The sequence below is a fragment of the Micrococcus sp. KRD096 genome, assembly GCF_017168495.1.
Taxonomy (GTDB): Bacteria; Actinomycetota; Actinomycetes; order Actinomycetales; family Micrococcaceae; genus Micrococcus; species Micrococcus luteus.
The window spans coordinates 126,306-143,825 of record NZ_JABFAY010000018.1; the positions used below are offsets into that span (position 1 = coordinate 126,306).

The following is a 17,520-nucleotide window of genomic DNA, read 5'->3' on the forward strand; positions in this document are numbered from 1 at the left end:
GACACCACTCAGCTCGGGTCGATCGGTCACGGACACGGCGCACACGACGGGTGGCCGCGCGCCGACGGTGCCCGAAGTGGGACTCGAACCCACACGCCTCTCGGCACCGCATTTTGAGTGCGGCGTGTCTACCGATTTCACCATTCGGGCAGTGCCGCCCGGAGGCGGGACTCGATCACCCTATCAGCGCCCCGACCCGGCGTCCCCGGCCTTCCGGCGGGCGGTCCCCGCCGCCGCGCCCGCGCCGCGCCCATGGCGCACGGTAGCCTGGTGGACCACCAGCGGCGCCACACCGACGCCGTCCCGGCCCGCACGAAGGAGCTGCCGTGTCCACGCTGACGCCTCCCGAGGAGACCGGCCTGCGGGCCGTCGTCGCCGAGGACGAGACCCTGATCCGCCTCGACCTGGTGGAGGTGCTCACCGGGGCGGGATACCGGGTGGTCGCCGAGGCCGGCGACGGCCGCGCCGCCGTCGAGGCCGTGCGCGAGCACCGCCCGGACATCGTGGTGATGGACGTGAAGATGCCCGTGATGGACGGCATCGCGGCCGCCGGCGAGATCGCCGGGGAACGGCTCGCCCCCGTGGTCATGCTGACCGCCTTCAGCCAGCGCGAGCTGGTGGAGCGCGCCCGGACGGCCGGGGCCATGGCCTACGTGGTCAAGCCCTTCACCGAGGCCGACCTGGTCCCCGCCATCGAACTGGCCGTGGCCCGCTTCGACGAGCTGCGCAGCCTCGAGGCCGAGGTGCGGGACCTGGGCGACCGCCTGGAGACCCGCAAGATCGTGGACCGGGCCAAGGCGCTGCTCCAGGAGCGGATGCGCCTGACCGAGGCCGAGTCCTTCCGCTGGATCCAGAAGACCTCCATGGACCGGCGCCTGACCATGCGGGAGGTCGCGCAGGCCGTCATCGACCAGGTCGGCTGAGCGGCGCCCGCGCGCTCGTCAGAGCGGGGAGCGGGCCGGCCAGAAGCCGACGGGCTCGCGCGTCTGCGGCGACGCCGCGGACGAGCCGCCCGCGGCGTCGTCGCCCACGCGGTGCACACGCAGCGTGTTCGTGGAGCCCACGGCCCCGGGAGGGGACCCGGCGGCGATCACCACGAGGTCGCCGTGCTCGGCGATGCCCTCCGACGTGAGCGACTGCTCGACCTGGAGGGTCATCTTGTCCGTGGAGTCCTGGAACGGGACCATCTTCGGGTAGACGCCCCACGTCAGGCACAGGATGTTGTGCGTGTGCTCGTGGTGGGTGAACGCGTAGATCGGCTGACGCGGCCGCAGGCGGCTGAGCCGACGGGCCGAGTCGCCGGACTCGGTGAACGTGGCGAGGAACGGGATCTCGAGCTGGTTCGCGACCTCGACGGCGGCCCGGGTGATCGCGCCGCCGCGCGTGCGGGGACGCGAGCCGAGCGGGTGGATGAGTTCGAGGCCGTGGGTCTCGGTGGACTCGATGATCCGGGCCATCGTCTGGACCGTCTCGACTGGATACGCGCCCACTGAGGTCTCGCCCGAGAGCATGACGGCGTCCGCGCCGTCGAGCACGGCGTTGGCGCAGTCCGAGGCCTCGGCGCGCGTCGGGCGCGGGCTGTCGATCATCGACTCGAGCACCTGGGTGGCCACGATGACCGGCTTCGCCCACCGGCGGGCGAGGTCCACCGCACGCTTCTGCACCACGGGCACGTCCTCGAGCGGCAGCTCCACACCGAGGTCGCCGCGGGCCACCATGATGGCGTCGAACGCGTCCACGATGGCCTCGAGGTTCTCCACCGCCTGGGGCTTCTCGATCTTGGCGATGACCGGGACCCGGCGCTCCTCCTCGTCCATGATCTCGTGCACCCGGTCCACGTCCGCGGCGTCCCGCACGAAGGACAGCGCCACCATGTCCACGCCGGTGCGCAGCGCCCAGCGCAGGTCCCGCTCGTCCTTCTCGGACAGGGCGGGCACGTTCACCGCCACGCCGGGCAGGTTGATCCCCTTGTTGTCCGAGACCATGCCCGGCACCTCGACCTCGGCCAGCACGTCCGTGTCCGTGACCTCGACGGCGCGCAGGCGCACCTTGCCGTCGTCCACCAGGAGCACGTCACCGGGGGCGACGTCCCCGGGCAGCCCCTTGTGGGTGGTGCCGACCAGCTCGCGGGTCCCGGGCACGTCCCGGGTGGTGATGGTGATCCGATCGCCCCTCTCGAGCAGATGCGGGCCGTCGGTGAAGCGGCCGAGGCGGATCTTGGGGCCCTGGAGGTCCGCGAAGATCGCGACCGGGCGCCGCTCCTCCACGCTGAGCCGGCGCACCCGCTCGAAGGAGGCCGCGTGCACCTCGTGGTCCCCGTGGCTCATGTTGAGGCGGACCACGTCCGCCCCCGCCCGGATGATCGAGCGGGTGGTCTCGTCGGAGTCGGTGGCGGGCCCGAAGGTGGCGATGATCTTGGCGTGTCGCATGCGACCCACGATAGGGGGCGGGCCCGCCCTCGGTGGAGGGCGGGCCCGCGTGGCGTCGGAAGATGAGACGGAGGACTCAGCCGAGGACGAGGCCGCGGTCGTCCGGGTCCACGGGGTGCGGCAGTCGGGACCAGCGCTCGAGCGACTCGTCGACCTCCTGCGCGCACGCACGCCCCTCGGCGATGGCCCAGACCACCAGGGAGGCGCCGCGCCCGGCGTCGCCGCACGCGAACACGCCCGGCTCGTCGGTCTCGTACCCGTCCTTCCGGGCCACGAGCCCGCGTGTCACGTGCACGCCGAGCTGCTGCGTGAGCAGCCCCTCCTCGATGCCGGTGAAGCCCAGCGCCAGCAGCACCAGGTCCGCCTGGACCTCGCGCTCGGTGCCCGCCTTGGGCCCGCGCGTGCCGTCCTCGCGGTACTCGGTCTCCGCCACGCGCAGGGCGCGCACGCGGCCGTGCTCGTCGCCGAGGAACTCGACCGTGGAGGCAAGGTGCGCGCGGGCGCCGCCCTCGGCGTCGGCCGTGGTCTGCCGGTGGACCTTGGGGATCGTGGGCCACGGCTGGTGGACGGGGCGCTCGACCGGCAGCTGCTGGCCGATCGCCAGCGTCGTCACGGACGCCGCCCCCTGGCGGTGCGCGGTGCCGATGCAGTCCGCGCCAGTGTCGCCGCCGCCGAGGATCACCACGTGGCGCCCCTCGGCGGAGATCTGGTCCGGGACCTCGTCGCCGGCGACCGCGCGGTTGGACTGCACGAGGTAGTCCATGGCGAGGTGGATCCCGTCGAGGCCGCGGCCGGGGACGGGCAGCTCGCGGGCCACGGGGGCGCCGGTCGCCACGATCACGGCGTCGAAGCGGGCCTTGAGCTGGTCCCAGGGCAGGTCGACGCCGATCTCCACGCCGGTGCGGAACCGGGTGCCCTCGGCCTCCATCTGCGCCAGGCGCCGGTCCAGGACGTCCTTCTCCAGCTTGAAGTCCGGGATGCCCAGCCGCAGCAGGCCGCCGAGGCGCTCGTCGCGCTCGTAGACCACCACGGTGAAGCCGGCGCGGGTGAGCTGCTGCGCCGCGGCCAGTCCCGCCGGGCCCGAGCCGACGACGGCCACGGTGTGGCCGTTCAGGCGGGCCGGCACGACCGGCTCGAGCCAGTCGTTGTCGAAGATCTGCTCCGCGATCGCCACCTCGGTCTGCTTGATGGTGACCGCGGGCTGGTTGATGCCCAGGGTGCAGGAGTCCTCGCACGGGGCGGGGCAGATCCGCCCGGTGACCTCGGGGAAGTTGTTGGTCGAGTGCAGTCGCGCGGCGGCCTCGGCCCAGCGTCCCCGCCGGACCAGGTCGTTCCACTCCGGGATGAGGTTGCCCAGCGGGCACCCGGAGTGGCAGAACGGGATGCCGCAGTCCATGCACCGGCCGGCCTGGGTGCGCACGATCGCCTCGTCCTGGCGGACGTACACGTCCTTGAAGTCCATGATGCGCACCGGCACCGGACGCGTGGGGCGCTCGACGCGCTCCCGGTTCTTCAGGAATCCGCGCGGATCAGCCACGGGTCACCTCCAGCAGTCGGTCCCAGACGGCCTCCCCGTCCGGGTCGAGTCCCTCGGCCGTCGCGGCCTGACGGGTGCGCAGCACGAGGTCGTACTGCCGGGGCAGGACGGTCGTGAAGCGGTCCCACGCGGCGTCGGCGGCGTCCCCGCCGGCCCGCAGGTCGGCGAGCAGCGCGGCGGCGACGGCGGAGCCCGTCTCCGCGCGGTGCAGCTCCAGCAGCTCGGCGATCCGCAGCCGGTCCTGCGCGGACGGCGCCTCGAGGATCAGGGCGTCCTCGCGGACGGCGAGTGGGTTCAGGTCCTCCCGGTCCAGGTCCAGCACCCAGGCCCGCCCGCCGGACATGCCGGCGGCGAGGTTGCGGCCGGTCTCGCCGAGGATCAGCGCCTCACCGCCGGTCATGTACTCCAGGCCGTGGTCGCCGATGCCCTCGGCCACCGCGGTGGCGCCGGAGTTGCGCACGAGGAACCGCTCCCCCACGCGGCCGCGCAGGAACAGCTGGCCCGAGGTGGCGCCGTAGCCGATCACGTTGCCGGCCACGGTGTTCTCCTCGGCCACGAACGGGGCCTCGGCGTCGGGGCGGACGATCACGCGTCCCCCCGACAGGCCCTTGCCGACGTAGTCGTTGGCGTCGCCCGAGAGCCGCAGGGTGACGCCGGCGGGCAGGAAGGCGCCGAGGGACTGGCCGGCCTCGCCCGTCAGGCGCACGGTGATCGTGTCGTCGTCCAGCTCGTCGGCGAGCCGCGTGCTCGTGACGTGGTAGCCCAGCAGCGTGCCCACGGACCGGTCCGTGTTCACGACGGCCTCGTCCATCACGACGGGCGTGCCCGTCGTGAGCGTGTCCCCCAGCCGGGCGATGAACCGGTGGTCGATGTGGGAGGCGAGGTCGTGGTCCTGCTCGGTGGTGCGGCGCATGGGCGCGTCCTCGTGGCCCGGACGCCGGCCGACGGAGGGGTCCGCGAGGATGCCCGAGAGGTCCAGGCCCTCGGACTTCCAGTGGTGCAGGGCCGCGTCCACGTCGAGCAGCTCGCGGTGGCCGATCGCCTCGTCGAGCGTGCGGAAGCCCAGCTGCGAGAGCAGCTCGCGGACCTCCTGCGCGATGAACTCGAAGAAGTTGACGACGAACTCGGGCTTGCCCGTGAAGCGCGCGCGCAGCTCGGGGTTCTGGGTGGCCACGCCCACGGGGCACGTGTCCAGGTGGCACACGCGCATCATGATGCAGCCGGAGACCACGAGCGGGGCGGTCGCGAAGCCGAACTCCTCGGCCCCGAGCAGTGCGGCGATCACGACGTCCCGGCCGGTCTTGAGCTGCCCGTCCACCTGGACGGTGACGCGCTCGCGCAGGCCGTTGAGCATGAGCGTCTGCTGCGCCTCGGCCAGGCCGATCTCCCACGGGGTGCCCGCGTGCTTGAGGGAGTTCAGCGGGGAGGCGCCCGTTCCGCCGTCGTGGCCGGAGATGAGCACGACGTCGGCGCGCGCCTTGGCGACGCCCGCGGCCACCGTGCCCACGCCGGACTCGGAGACGAGCTTGACGTGGACCCGCGCGGTCGGGTTGGCCCGCTTGAGGTCGTGGATCAGCTGCGCCAGGTCCTCGATCGAGTAGATGTCGTGGTGCGGCGGCGGGGACACCAGGGAGACGCCCGGGGTCGAGTGCCGCGTGCGGGCGACCCACGGGTACACCTTGGTCCCCATCAGCTGGCCGCCCTCGCCGGGTTTGGCGCCCTGGGCCATCTTGATCTGCAGGTCGGTCGCGGTGGCCAGGTACAGGCTGGTGACGCCGAACCGGCCCGAGGCGATCTGCTTGATCTTCGAGCGGCGCTCCGGGTCCAGCAGGCGCTCGGGGTCCTCGCCGCCCTCGCCCGAGTTCGAGCGGGCGCCGAGGCGGTTCATGGCGATCGCGAGGGTCTCGTGCGCCTCCTGCGAGATGGAGCCGTAGGACATCGCGCCGGTGGAGAAGCGGCGCACGATCGACTCGACGGGCTCCACCTCGGAGACGGGCACCGGCGGCCGCTCGCCCGTACGCAGGCGCATGAGCCCGCGCAGGGTCATGAGCTCCTCCGCCTGGTCGTCCACGCGACGCGTGTAGTCCTTGAAGACGTCGTAGCGCCGCTCCCGCGTGGAGTGCTGGAGGCGGAACACGGTCTCGGGGTTGAACAGGTGCGGCGCGCCCTCGCGCCGCCACTGGTACTCGCCGCCCACCTCGAGCTCGCGGTACGGGTTGATGTCGTTGCCGTCCGGCGGATACGCGAACTCGTGGCGCGCCTGGATCTCGGCGGCGACGACGTCGATGCCCACGCCGTCGAGCGGGCTCGTGGTCCCCACGAAGTAGCGGTCCACGAAGCGCCGGGACAGGCCGAGCGCCTCGAACGTCTGGGCGCCGGTGTAGGAGGCGACCGTGGAGATGCCCATTTTGGACATGATCTTCTGGACGCCCTTGCCGAGCGCCTTGATCAGGTTCGCCACGGCCTGCTCGGCGGTGACGCCCGAGACCTCCCCCGTGCGCACGAGCTCCTCGGCGGACTCCATGGCCAGGTACGGGTTGACCGCGGAGGCCCCGTAGCCGAGCAGGACGGCCACATGGTGGACCTCGCGCACGTCGCCCGCCTCGACGATCAGCGAGCTCTTGGTGCGGTTGGCCGAGGCCAGCAGGTGGTGGTGCACGGCGGAGGTCAGCAGCAGGGACGGGATCGGCGCCCACTGGGCGGTGGCGCCGCGGTCGGACAGCACCACGTACTCCACGCCGCGGTTGACGGCGGCCGAGACCTGCTCGCAGATCGCCTTCAGCTGGGCGCGGAGCTCCTCGACGCCTCCGGCCACCCGGTACACGCCGTTCACCTTGAGGGTCAGGCGGGTGCCGTCGGCGTCGCGCAGGTGCTGGATGCGGGCCAGCTGGTCGTTGTCGATCACGGGGAACGGGACGTCGACCTGGCGGGTGCGCACCTGCTCGAGGGAGAGCACGTTGCCCTGCGGGCCGATCGCGGTGCGCATCGAGGTCACCTGCTCCTCGCGGATCGCGTCGAGCGGCGGGTTCGTCACCTGGGCGAAGGACTGCACGAAGTAGTCGAAGAGCAGCCGGGGCCGCTTGGCGAGGACGGCGATGGGCGTGTCCGTGCCCATCGCACCGAGCGGCTCGGCGCCCGTCTGGGCCATCGGCCCGACGAGGATGCGCAGCTCCTCCGAGGTGTACCCGAAGATGCGCTGACGCTGCAGGATCGACTCGGAGGTGTGGCGGACGTGCTCGCGCTCGGGGAGCGACTCCAGGTCCAGGAGGTTCTGGCGCACCCAGTCCTCCCACGGCTGGGCGGAGGCGACCTCGGCCTTGATCTCGTCGTCGCCGATGATCCGGCCCTGCTCGGTGTCCACGAGGAACATGCGCCCCGGGGCCACGCGCCCCTTGCGCACCACCGCCGAGGGCTCGATCGGCACGACGCCGACCTCGGAGGCCAGGACGACGAGGCCGTCGTCGGTGACCCACCAGCGGGCGGGGCGCAGGCCGTTGCGGTCCAGCACGGCGCCCACCTGGGTGCCGTCGGAGAAGGCGACGGCGGCCGGTCCGTCCCAGGGCTCCATGAGCATGGAGTGGTACTGGTAGAAGGCGCGGCGGGCCGGGTCCATGGTCGCGTGGTTCTCCCACGCCTCCGGGATAATCATCATGATCGCCTGGGTGAGCGGGCGCCCGGAGAGCATGAGCAGCTCCGCGACCTCGTCGAAGGAGGCCGAGTCCGAGCCGATGGGGCTGATCAGCGGGAACAGGTCCTCGGGGACCTCGCCGAGCATCGGGTGCTTGAGCTGGCCCTGACGGGCGCGCATCCAGTTGCGGTTGCCCTTGACCGTGTTGATCTCGCCGTTGTGCGCGATGGTGCGGAACGGCTGGGCCAGCGGCCACGAGGGGAACGTGTTGGTGGAGAACCGCGAGTGGACCACGCCCAGCCGGGTGGTGAACCGCTCGTCGGAGAGGTCCGGGTAGAACGGCTCCAGCTGGGCCGTCGTCAGCATGCCCTTGTAGACGATCGTCTGGGACGAGAGCGAGGGGAAATAGACGCCGGCGCGGGACTGGGCGCGGCGGCGCACCCGCCACGCCCGCACGTCCAGCGACTGCCCCGGCTCGGTGCCGTCCTGACCGTCCGCCAGGGACAGGAACAGCTGCTCGAACGCGGGCATGGCCGCCCGGGAGCCGACGCCCAGGGCCGAGGGGTCGGTGGGCACCTCGCGCCACGCCAGGACCTGCAGCCCCTCCTCCTCGGCCAGCCGCTCGACGGCCTCCTTCGCCTCGGCGCGCTCGCCGTCGACGGGCGGCAGGAAGGCGGTGCCGGCGACGTACTCGCCCACGGGGGGCAGCTCGGCGTCGACGACGGCACGGAACAGCTCGTCGGGGATCTGGGTCAGCAGGCCGGCGCCGTCGCCGGTGCCCTCGTCGGCGCCCACCGCCCCGCGGTGCTCGAGCGCGCGCAGGGCGGTCAGCGCGTGCTGGACGATGTCGTGGCCCGGGGTGCCCCGCAGGGTGGCGATGACGGCGAGGCCGCAGTTCTCGGTCTCCCGGGACGGGTCGTAGAGGCCCTGGGCGGCGGGGACGTCCGCATAGCGGACGAAGGGATCCACCGGTCCCCCCGCGCGGGGGGCCGAGGCGGGCGAGGATGCCACGGGCATGGTGCCGTCCTTTCCGGAGAGCAGGGGCTCGGACGGGGACGGCGCTGGCCCCGACGCTCGGGGCCGACGGCCCCGAGGTGGAAGAGACGCTACCGGGCGCGACGTCCCACTGTGCGGAACCGGACGTTCTGTGACACGCCGAATGTCCACCATGTGGGACACCGGGGCCCCGGGCGCCCCTCGCGGGCGCGCCGGGGAGCGGGTCAGCGCCGGACGGCGTCGTCCTCCGCCGCGCCCACGGCGTGGGACCCGGAGCGGCCCGCGGCGACGGCGGCGCCGTCGTCGCCCTCGGGGGCGTGCCCGGCGCGCCACACGCTCTGGTGGGCGTGGGGGCCGGCGGCCGCGCCGCGATGGCGCAGCAGGATCCCGACGATGAACGCGAGGGCGATGACGAACACCAGCAGGGACGTCCACACGTTGAGCCGCTGGGTGACGCCGAAGAGCGTGACCATCTCGGCGTCGTCGATGCGCAGCATCTCGATCCACGTGCGGCCCGCGGTGTACCAGGCGACGTAGGACCACAGCATGAGGCCGTGGCGCAGGTGCAGCGCGCGGTCCACGAGGAGCAGCAGCGCGACCCCGGCCAGGTTCCACAGGCACTCGTAGAGGAACGTGGGGTGGAACAGCGTGTCCGGGGCGTAGCCGGCCGGGAAGTTCGGGCTGGCCGGGTCGACCTCGAGCCCCCAGGGCAGGGTCGTCGGGCCGCCGAAGAGCTCCTGGTTGAACCAGTTGCCCCACCGGCCGATGGCCTGGGCCAGCAGGATGCCCGGCGCGACGACGTCGCCGAAGGCCGTCAGCCGCAGCCCGTAGCGGCGGCACGCGATCCACGCGCCCACGGCGCCGAGGGCGATCGCGCCCCAGATGCCCAGTCCACCGTTCCACACGTACAGGATCTGGATCGGGTCGCCCGTGCCGTCGAAGCCGGGCCCGAAGTACCGGTCCGGTGAGGAGAACACGTGGTAGAGCCGACCGCCCACGAAGCCGAACGGGATGGCCCACAGGGCGATGTCGAGCACACGGTCCTCGGGGCCGCCGCGGGCGCGCCACCGACGCTCGGCGAGCCACAGCGCCAGGACGATGCCCAGGATGATGCTCAGCGCGTACGCGTGGATCTTCACCGGGCCGATCTCGAAGCCGTCCCAGGTGGGGGCGGGGAACGCGGCCAGGGGTGCGAGGCCAGGGGTGCGAGGGCGGCGGGGGACGCCAGGGAGGCCAGGGCGGTCATGCTCAGCCCTCCCGGACGGCGCCGGCGGCCAGCTCGCGGGCGAGGGCGCCGACGGCCTGCGGCCCGCCGTCCGTCAGCGCGCGCACCAGGGCCGTGCCGACGATCGCGCCGTCGGCGTAGGCGCCGATCTCGCGGACGTGCGCGGCCTGGGAGACGCCGAGGCCGACGCACACGTGCTCCGCCCCGGCATCCTGGGCCCGGCGGACCACGGTCTCGGCGACGGTGGACACCGCGTCGCGGGTGCCGGTGACGCCCATGACCGACACCGCGTACACGAAGCCGCGGGAGGAGTCGACGGTGAGGCGCACCCGCTCGTCCGTGGACGAGGGCGCGGTGAGGAACACGCGGTCCAGGCCGTGACGGTCCGCGGCCTCCATCCAGGCACCGGCCTCCTCGGGCACGAGGTCAGGGGTGACGAGACCGGCGCCCCCGGCCTCGGCGAGACGGCGCGCGAACTCGTCGACGCCCATGCGGTCCACCAGGTTCCAGTACGTCATCACCAGCACCGCGGCGTCGGTGCGCTCCGTCACCCGTCGGATGATGTCGAAGACGTCGGCCACGCGGAAACCGGCCTGCAGCGCCGCCTGGGTCGCGGCCTGGATCACGGGGCCGTCCATCACGGGGTCCGTGTAGGGCAGGCCCAGCTCGATGACGTCGGCGCCGTTCTCCGCGGCGGCGACGACGGCCTCGACGCACTCGTCCACGGACGGGTAGCCGGCCGGCAGGAAGGCGACGAGGCCGGTGCGGCCGGCCGCCTTCGCGGCGTCCAGGGCCGCGGCGGTCTTGGAGTGCACGGTCATGCCGGTCACTGCTCCTCTCCGGGGGTCATCTCCTCGAGCGGGTCCTTCTCCTCCGCGGCCGTGCCGAGGCCGAACCAGGCCGCCGCGGTGGCGACGTCCTTGTCCCCGCGGCCGGAGAGGTTCACGATGATGATCCGCTCCTGACCCTCCGGGGCGTCGGGCCCCACGAGGCCCTCGTCCGCCCAGCGGCGGGCCAGGCGCAGCGCGCCGGCCAGGGCGTGGGCCGACTCGATGGCGGGCGTGATGCCCTCGGTGCGCGTGAGCCGGAGGAAGGCGTCCATGCACTCGGTGTCCGAGACCGGCTCGTAGGCGGCGCGGCCCGTGTCGTGCAGGAAGGCGTGCTCCGGGCCGACGGCCGGGTAGTCCAGGCCGGCGGAGATCGAGTGGGAGTCGATGGTCTGCCCGTCCTCGTCCTGCATCAGATACGTGCGGGCGCCGTGCAGCACGCCGGTGCGTCCGAGCGTGATGGACGCGGCGTGGCGGCCGGTCTCCAGGCCCTCGCCGCCGGCCTCGAAGCCGTAGAGCTCCACCCCAGGGTCGTCGAGGAAGCCGTGGAACAGGCCCATCGCGTTGGACCCGCCGCCCACGCACGCCGCGACGGCATCCGGCAGGCGGCCGGCCTGCGCCAGGATCTGCTCGCGGGCCTCTTCGCCGATCACGGAGTGGAAGTAGCGCACCATGGCGGGGAACGGGTGCGGGCCCGTGACCGTGCCCATCAGGTAATGCGTGGTGTCCACGGAGGCGACCCAGTCCCGCAGGGCCTCGTTGATCGCGTCCTTAAGGGTGCGGGCGCCGATCGCCACGGGGATCACCTCAGCGCCGAGCATCTGCATGCGGGCCACGTTCAGGGCCTGGCGGCGGGTGTCCTCCTCCCCCATGTACACGGTGCACTCCATGCCGAACAGCGCGGCCGCCGTCGCCGTGGCCACGCCGTGCTGGCCGGCGCCGGTCTCCGCGATCAGACGCGTCTTGCCCATGCGGCGGGCGAGCAGCGCCTGGCCGATCACGTTGTTGATCTTGTGCGAGCCGGTGTGGTTGAGGTCCTCGCGTTTGAGGAAGATGCGCACGCCGGGGGTGCCCGCGGCGAACCGCGGCACCTCGCTCAGCAGGGAGGGCCGGTTCACGTAGTCCCGGAACAGGGTCTGCAGCTCGGCCTCGAAGGCGGGGTCCTGCCGCGCCTCCTCGTAGGTGCGGGTGAGCTCCTGCAGCGCGGCCATGAGGGACTCGGGCATCCACTGCCCGCCGTAGTCGCCGAAGTAGGGCCCGGCCTGACCCTGATAGGGCCCCTCGAACTCGATCGCGGGCTCGGTGCTCGGACGGTCGGTGCTCATGGCGACCACGCTCCTCGGGTCTGGTTCGGTCAGCGGACGGTGAGGGACGCGGCGCGGAACGCGCGCAGCGCCTCCTCGGGGGCGTCGTGGCGCACGAGGGCCTCGCCCACGAGCACGACGTCGGCGCCCGCGGCGGCGTAGGCCTTGATCTGCGCCTCGGACTCGACGCCCGACTCGGCGACCCGGACGACGTCCTCGGGCAGCCCGTCGGCCAGCGCGGCGTAGCGGGCCGGGTCGACGTCCAGGGTCTTGAGGTTGCGCACGTTGACGCCGAGGATGCGGGCGCCGGCGGCGACGCCGCGCTCGATCTCCTCGGGCGTGTGGGCCTCCACGAGGGCGTGCATGCCCAGGGACTCGGTGAGCTGCAGGAAGCCGGCCAGCTCGGCGTCATCGAGGGCGGCCACGATCAGCAGGACCAGGTCGGCCCCGTGGGCGCGGGCCTCGTGGATCTGGTACTCGGTGACGGTGAAGTCCTTGCGCAGGACCGGCAGATCGACGGCGGCGCGCACGGCGTCCAGGTCGGCCAGGCTGCCGCCGAAGCGGCGGGCCTCGGTGAGCACGGAGACGGCGCTGGCGCCGCCGCGCTCGTACGCGCGGGCCAGGGTGGCCGGCTCGGGGATCTCGGCGAGCGCGCCCTTGGAGGGGCTCGCCCGCTTCACCTCGGAGATCACCCGGATCCCCGCGGGGTCGGTGCGTCCGCCGAGCAGGGCCGCGTGGGCGTCGCGCGGCACGGGGGCGGCGGCCACTAGCTCGGCCAGGCGCGCCTCGGGCAGGGCACGGCGACGTGGCTCGAGGTCCTCGCGGACGCCGTCGATGATCTCCTGGAGGACGGACACGCGGATCAGTGACCGTGCTGGCCGCGACCCGCGCGGGCCTTGCCGGCGACGATGCCCACGACGACGCCCACGGCCATCAGGGCCAGGCCGATCCACACGACGACGCTCCAGTCGGCGAGCAGGCCGACGCAGCCGGCCACGAAGCCGACGAGCACGAGCGCCACCATGGCCCACGCGCCGGGCGAGTTGCCGTGGCCGGGCAGCTCGAGGTGGGTCGGGTCGTTGAGCACCAGGCCGTCCTCGGTGACGACGACGTCCTCGACGGCGCCGCGGCGGGCGGCGCGACGGGTGGTGGGCTCGGTGTGCGCGGTGTTCGCGGTGTGGCTCATGGCTGTCCCTCACTGGTGCGTGGTGTACATGACGACTGTCCCTCATTGTGCCATGCGGGCACGGGGCCGGGCCCGCGTGACCCGGGACGACCCGGGCGGTGCGGGGCGGTCCGAGAGACGGGCACTCACGTGGGGTCGTTGCCGCGGGACAGCTCGTCCCACGCGTCCATCTGGTCCACGCGCCGGCGCTGGGCCGCCTCGCGGGCGGACTGCGCGGGCTGCTCCCCGGCGGCGGCCGGGCCGGGCTCGGAGGCCGCAGGCGCCTTCTCGTAGCGCCGGGACGAACGCCAGCCACGGCCCGCCAGTGCCGCCACGACGCCGCACAGCGCCGCGAGGACGCCGCCGGCCGCCGCGACCCACGGCCACGCCGTCACGGCGTAGTCCTGCGCGAGCGCAGTGGTCCCGGTCGCGTCGGCGACCGCGGCGGCCGCCGTCGTCGCCGGATCCAGGGCGGCGGTGACCGAGGTCGAGGCGATCACGACCCCGGCCAGCGCCATGAGCACGCCGACGATCACGGCGCCGAGGCGCCGGGCGGTGGTCAGGGCGAGGGCACCGGCCATCACGACCAGGGCCATGGCGGTGGCGACGGGCGCGGCGGCGCCGCCCGACGTCGTCGCCTCGGAGGCGATCCCGCCGGACAGGCCCGTGGCGGTCACCCAGGTGCGGCCCGCCGTGAGCAGCACGAGCGCGCCGGCGGCCAGCGCGGCGAGGACCACGGTGCGGCGGCGCATCACGCCTGCCCCAGCTCGCCCGCGGTCAGCACGGACCGCAGCGGCGCCGTCGCCTTGGTGACGGTCTCGGCGGTCTCGGCGTCGGGATCGGAGTCGGCGACGATGCCGGCGCCGGCCTGCACATGTGCCTGGCCGCGGTGCAGCGTGGCCGAGCGGATGTTGATCGCCATGTCCATGTTGCCCGCCAGGTCGAAGTAGCCGACGACGCCGCCGTAGGGCCCGCGCTCGGTCGGCTCCCACTCGTCCAGCAGCTGCAGGGCGCGGGGCTTCGGGGCACCGGACAGCGTGCCGGCGGGGAAGGCGGCGCGGAGGACGTCGAGCGCGTCGACGTCGTCGCGCATGCGGCCCTCCACATGCGAGACCAGGTGGAGGATGTGGCTGAACGCCTCGAGCTCCATGAACTGGGTGACCTCGACGGTGCCGGGGCGGCACACGCGCGAGAGGTCGTTGCGGGAGAGGTCCACGAGCATGAGGTGCTCGGCCCGCTCCTTCTCGTCCTCCACCAGGTCCTTGCCGAGGAGGCGGTCGTCCTCCTCGGTGGCCCCGCGCGGCCGTGAGCCGGCGATCGGATGGGTGACCACGCGGCGGTCCCGCACGGTGACGAGCGCCTCGGGCGAGGAGCCCACGATCTCGTACGGCTCCCCGTCCGGGGTCTCGAAGGAGAAGAGGTACATGTAGGGGCTCGGGTTCACCATGCGCAGGACGCGGTACACGTCCAGACCGGCGGCGTCCGTGGTGACCGAGAGGCGGCGGGAGACGACGGCCTGGAACACCTCGCCGTCGCGGATCGCCCGCTGGGCCTTCGCGACGGCCTCGCGGAAGCCTTCGGCGCCCCACCGGTCCTCGGCCTGGGCGGCGACCTCGTCCGCGTCCGCCTCGAGCCAGCGACGCGGGACGTCGCTGACCGGGTCCGCTGCCGGGGCGGCCAGGCGCTGGACCATGGCGTCCAGTCGGGCGAGCGCGTCGTCGTAGGCGCGGTCCGCGCCGGTGGCCAGGCCGTTGCCGTTCACCGCGTTGGCGATCAGCGTCACGGTGCCGTCCAGGGCATCGTGCACGGCCAGGTCGGTGACGAGGTTCATCGCGAGGTCGGGCAGGCCGAGGTGGTCCTCGGGCGGGTGCGGCAGGCGCTCCCACGCGCGGACCGTGTTCCAGCCCAGGAAGCCGGCCATGCCGGAGACGAGGTGCGGCAGAACGCCTCCGACCTCGGCGCGCACGTCCGTGCGCAGCAGGCGCAGGCATGCCGCGAGCACGTCCAGGGCGCGGCCCTGCGTGGGCAGCCCCTCGGGCGGGGTGCCCTGCCAGTGCGCCTCGCCGTCCCGCGAGGTCAGGGTGACGGATGAGCCGGCCCCGATGAAGCTGTACCGGGACCACGCCGCGCCCGGGGTGGCGGACTCCATCAGGAAGGTGCCGGGGCGGGAGCCGGCCAGGCGCCGATGGATCGCCAGCGGCGTGAGGCCGTCCGCCAGCACCGTGCGGACCACGGGGATCACGCGGGCGGTGTCCGCCAGACGCAGGAACTCCGCACGGGAGGGAGTGGTGGCGGCGGTCATCGGGCGGCCTCCTCGGGGTCGACGGCGGCCGCCGGCATGACGATCTCGCGGCCGGTGAAGCAGGTGCGGGTGCCCGTGTGGCAGGCGGGGCCGGTCTGGTCCACGGTGAGCAGCAGGGTGTCGCCGTCGCAGTCCGCGTGGACCGCGCGCACCCGCTGCAGGTGGCCCGAGGTCTCCCCCTTGCGCCACAGCTCGCCGCGCGAGCGGGACCAGTAGGTGGCCCAGCCGGTCTCGAGCGTCGCGCGCAGGGACTCCTCGTTCATCCACGCCATCATGAGCACCTCGCCGGTGCCCTCCTGCTGGGCGATGGCGGGCACCAGGCCCCGGTCGTCGAAGGTCACGGTGGCCACGAGGTCGTCGGGCGGGGAGATGCTCATGGAGGTCCAGTCTAGGGAGCCGGAGATGGGCGTGGCCGACGGGGTCAGCGGACGGTGTGCCCCGCCTGCCGCAGGGCGTCCTTGACGCGGGCGAGCATGTCGTCCGGGCCGAAGTGGAACAGGGAGGCGGCGAGCACCGCGTCCGCACCGGCCGCGACGGCGGGCGGGAAGTGCTCGGGCTCGCCGGCGCCGCCGGAGGCGATCAGCGGCACCCGCGTCACGGCGCGCACGTCCCGGATCATCTCCAGGTCGAAGCCCTCGCGGGTGCCGTCCGCGTCGATCGAGTTGAGCAGGATCTCCCCCACCCCGCGCTCGGAGGCCTCCCGGCACCAGGCGACGGTGTCGATGCCGGTGCCCCGGCGGCCGCCGTGGGTGGTGACCTCATAGCCGGAAGCGCATCCCGGGTCCTCCGTGCGCCGGGCGTCGAGGGAGAGCACGAGGACCTGGGACCCGAAGCGCCGGGTGATCTCCGTGATCACCTCGGGCCGGGCCACGGCCGCGGTGTTGACGGAGACCTTGTCCGCCCCCGTGCGCAGCAGCCGGTCCACGTCCTCGACGGTGCGCACGCCGCCGCCCACGGTCAGCGGGATGAAGACCTCCTCTGCCGTGCGGGTCACGACGTCGTAGGTCGTGGCGCGGTCCGAGGTGGAGGCGGTGACGTCGAGGAACGTGATCTCGTCGGCGCCCGCGGCGTTGTAGCGGCGAGCGAGCTCGACCGGGTCGCCCGCGTCCCTCAGGTTCTCGAAGTTCACGCCCTTGACCACGCGCCCGGCGTCCACGTCCAGGCAGGGGATGACACGCACGGCGAGGCTCACGTCGGCTCCTTCGTCTCGGGGGGCTCGGGCGGGACGGCGCGGGCCGTCAGAGGCGGATCGCGTGGATCGCGGAGATCAGGATGCCGCGGGCGCCCAGGGCGTACAGCTCGTCCATGACGCGGTTGGCGTCCGGCTTGCGGACCATGGAGCGCACGGCGACCATCGTCTCGTCCCGCAGCGGTGAGACCGTCGGTGACTCCAGCCCCGGGGTGACCGCGGTGGCCGCCTCCAGCAGGTCACGGCGGATGTCGTAGTCGATCATGACCCAGCGGCGGGCCACGAGCACGCCCTTGAGGCGGCGCAGCAACACGTCGAGGCCCTCGGGGCGCTCCCCTGCGCGGCCGATCAGCACGGCCTCCGAGTCGAGGATGGGCTCGCCGAAGACCTCCATGCCGGCGGCGCGCAGAGTGCTGCCGGTCTCCACGACGTCGGCGATCGCGTCCGCCACGCCGAGCTTGACGGAGGACTCCACGGCGCCGTCGAGGTGGACCACCGTGGCGTCCAGGCCGGTGCGGGCCAGGTAGTCGGAGAGCAGGCCGTCGTAGCTCGTGGCGATGCGCTTGCCGGCGAGCTGCTCGGCGGAGGTGAAGGAGCCGACGGGGGCAGCGAGACGGAACACGGAGCGGCCGAAGCCGAGCGCCATGATCTCCTCGGCGGTGTCCCCCACCTGCGCGTCGCAGAACAGGTCGCGGCCGGTCAGGCCGACGTCGAGGGTGCCCTGGCCGACGTAGACGGCGATGTCCCGGGGACGCAGGTAGAAGAACTCGACGTTGTTCTCGGGGTCCACGAGGACGAGCTCGCGGGAGTCCCGGCGTTGCCGGTAGCCGGCCTCGGTCAGGATCTCGCGGGCGGACTCGGACAGGGCGCCCTTGTTGGGCACGGCGATGCGCAGCACGCGTCGGTCTCCTCGGGGTG

Annotated in this window: 14 protein-coding genes and 1 tRNA gene; 1 reads left to right on the forward strand and 14 read right to left on the reverse strand. The window is 73.5% G+C overall.

Going from position 1 to position 17,520, the window contains the following annotated elements:
* Window positions 1-68: 68 nt before the first annotated feature.
* Window positions 69-150 (reverse strand) — tRNA-Leu (locus J1M41_RS09440).
* 176 nt (window positions 151-326) lie between these two features.
* Between J1M41_RS09440 and J1M41_RS09445 the strand changes: the two genes are divergently transcribed.
* On the forward strand, window positions 327-923 hold the full coding sequence (locus J1M41_RS09445; protein WP_010078752.1) for an ANTAR domain-containing response regulator: 597 nt from the start codon (window positions 327-329) through the stop codon (window positions 921-923).
* A gap of 18 nt (window positions 924-941) precedes the next feature.
* Here the strand turns inward: J1M41_RS09445 and pyk are convergent, their stop codons facing one another.
* The 13 genes from pyk to hisG form a co-directional block, all read right to left on the reverse strand.
* Window positions 942-2,429, reverse strand: coding sequence for a pyruvate kinase (pyk, locus tag J1M41_RS09450; protein ID WP_036338629.1), 1,488 nt, complete (start codon window positions 2,427-2,429; stop codon window positions 942-944).
* Between the two features lie 76 nt (window positions 2,430-2,505).
* Window positions 2,506-3,966 carry a glutamate synthase subunit beta gene (locus J1M41_RS09455; protein ID WP_158183747.1) on the reverse strand — a complete coding sequence of 487 codons (1,461 nt, stop codon included), beginning with the start codon at window positions 3,964-3,966 and terminating at the stop codon, window positions 2,506-2,508.
* Window positions 3,959-8,611, reverse strand: coding sequence for a glutamate synthase large subunit (gene gltB / locus J1M41_RS09460; RefSeq protein ID WP_036338633.1), 4,653 nt, complete (start codon window positions 8,609-8,611; stop codon window positions 3,959-3,961). Before gltB ends, J1M41_RS09455 begins: the two co-directional genes overlap by 8 nt.
* A gap of 203 nt (window positions 8,612-8,814) precedes the next feature.
* Window positions 8,815-9,738, reverse strand: a complete 924-nt coding sequence (gene lgt / locus J1M41_RS09465; RefSeq protein ID WP_342214098.1) for a prolipoprotein diacylglyceryl transferase — start codon at window positions 9,736-9,738, stop codon at window positions 8,815-8,817.
* 100 nt (window positions 9,739-9,838) lie between these two features.
* Window positions 9,839-10,645, reverse strand: a complete 807-nt coding sequence (gene trpA, locus J1M41_RS09470) for a tryptophan synthase subunit alpha (RefSeq protein ID WP_206451632.1) — start codon at window positions 10,643-10,645, stop codon at window positions 9,839-9,841.
* Entirely contained in the window at window positions 10,642-11,967 is a 1,326-nt protein-coding gene (trpB, locus tag J1M41_RS09475) for a tryptophan synthase subunit beta (RefSeq protein WP_206451633.1), read from the reverse strand. Before trpB ends, trpA begins: the two co-directional genes overlap by 4 nt.
* 29 nt (window positions 11,968-11,996) lie before the next feature.
* Window positions 11,997-12,803: an indole-3-glycerol phosphate synthase TrpC gene (gene trpC / locus J1M41_RS09480; RefSeq protein ID WP_206451634.1), complete on the reverse strand. Its 807-nt coding sequence runs from the start codon at window positions 12,801-12,803 to the stop codon at window positions 11,997-11,999.
* A 5-nt stretch (window positions 12,804-12,808) separates the two neighbouring features.
* Entirely contained in the window at window positions 12,809-13,132 is a 324-nt protein-coding gene (locus tag J1M41_RS09485; RefSeq protein ID WP_159833115.1) for an HGxxPAAW family protein, read from the reverse strand.
* Between the two features lie 125 nt (window positions 13,133-13,257).
* On the reverse strand, window positions 13,258-13,863 hold the full coding sequence (locus J1M41_RS09490) for a Trp biosynthesis-associated membrane protein (protein ID WP_036338648.1): 606 nt from the start codon (window positions 13,861-13,863) through the stop codon (window positions 13,258-13,260).
* Window positions 13,863-15,413, reverse strand: coding sequence for an anthranilate synthase component I (locus J1M41_RS09495; protein ID WP_206451635.1), 1,551 nt, complete (start codon window positions 15,411-15,413; stop codon window positions 13,863-13,865). Before J1M41_RS09495 ends, J1M41_RS09490 begins: the two co-directional genes overlap by 1 nt.
* Window positions 15,410-15,790, reverse strand: a complete 381-nt coding sequence (gene hisI, locus J1M41_RS09500; RefSeq protein ID WP_036315375.1) for a phosphoribosyl-AMP cyclohydrolase — start codon at window positions 15,788-15,790, stop codon at window positions 15,410-15,412. Before hisI ends, J1M41_RS09495 begins: the two co-directional genes overlap by 4 nt.
* 44 nt (window positions 15,791-15,834) lie before the next feature.
* Window positions 15,835-16,605 carry an imidazole glycerol phosphate synthase subunit HisF gene (gene hisF / locus J1M41_RS09505; protein WP_049146869.1) on the reverse strand — a complete coding sequence of 257 codons (771 nt, stop codon included), beginning with the start codon at window positions 16,603-16,605 and terminating at the stop codon, window positions 15,835-15,837.
* A gap of 46 nt (window positions 16,606-16,651) precedes the next feature.
* A complete protein-coding gene (hisG, locus tag J1M41_RS09510) occupies window positions 16,652-17,500 on the reverse strand; it encodes an ATP phosphoribosyltransferase (RefSeq protein WP_036315380.1) in 849 nt (282 codons plus the stop codon).
* Window positions 17,501-17,520: the final 20 nt, after the last annotated feature.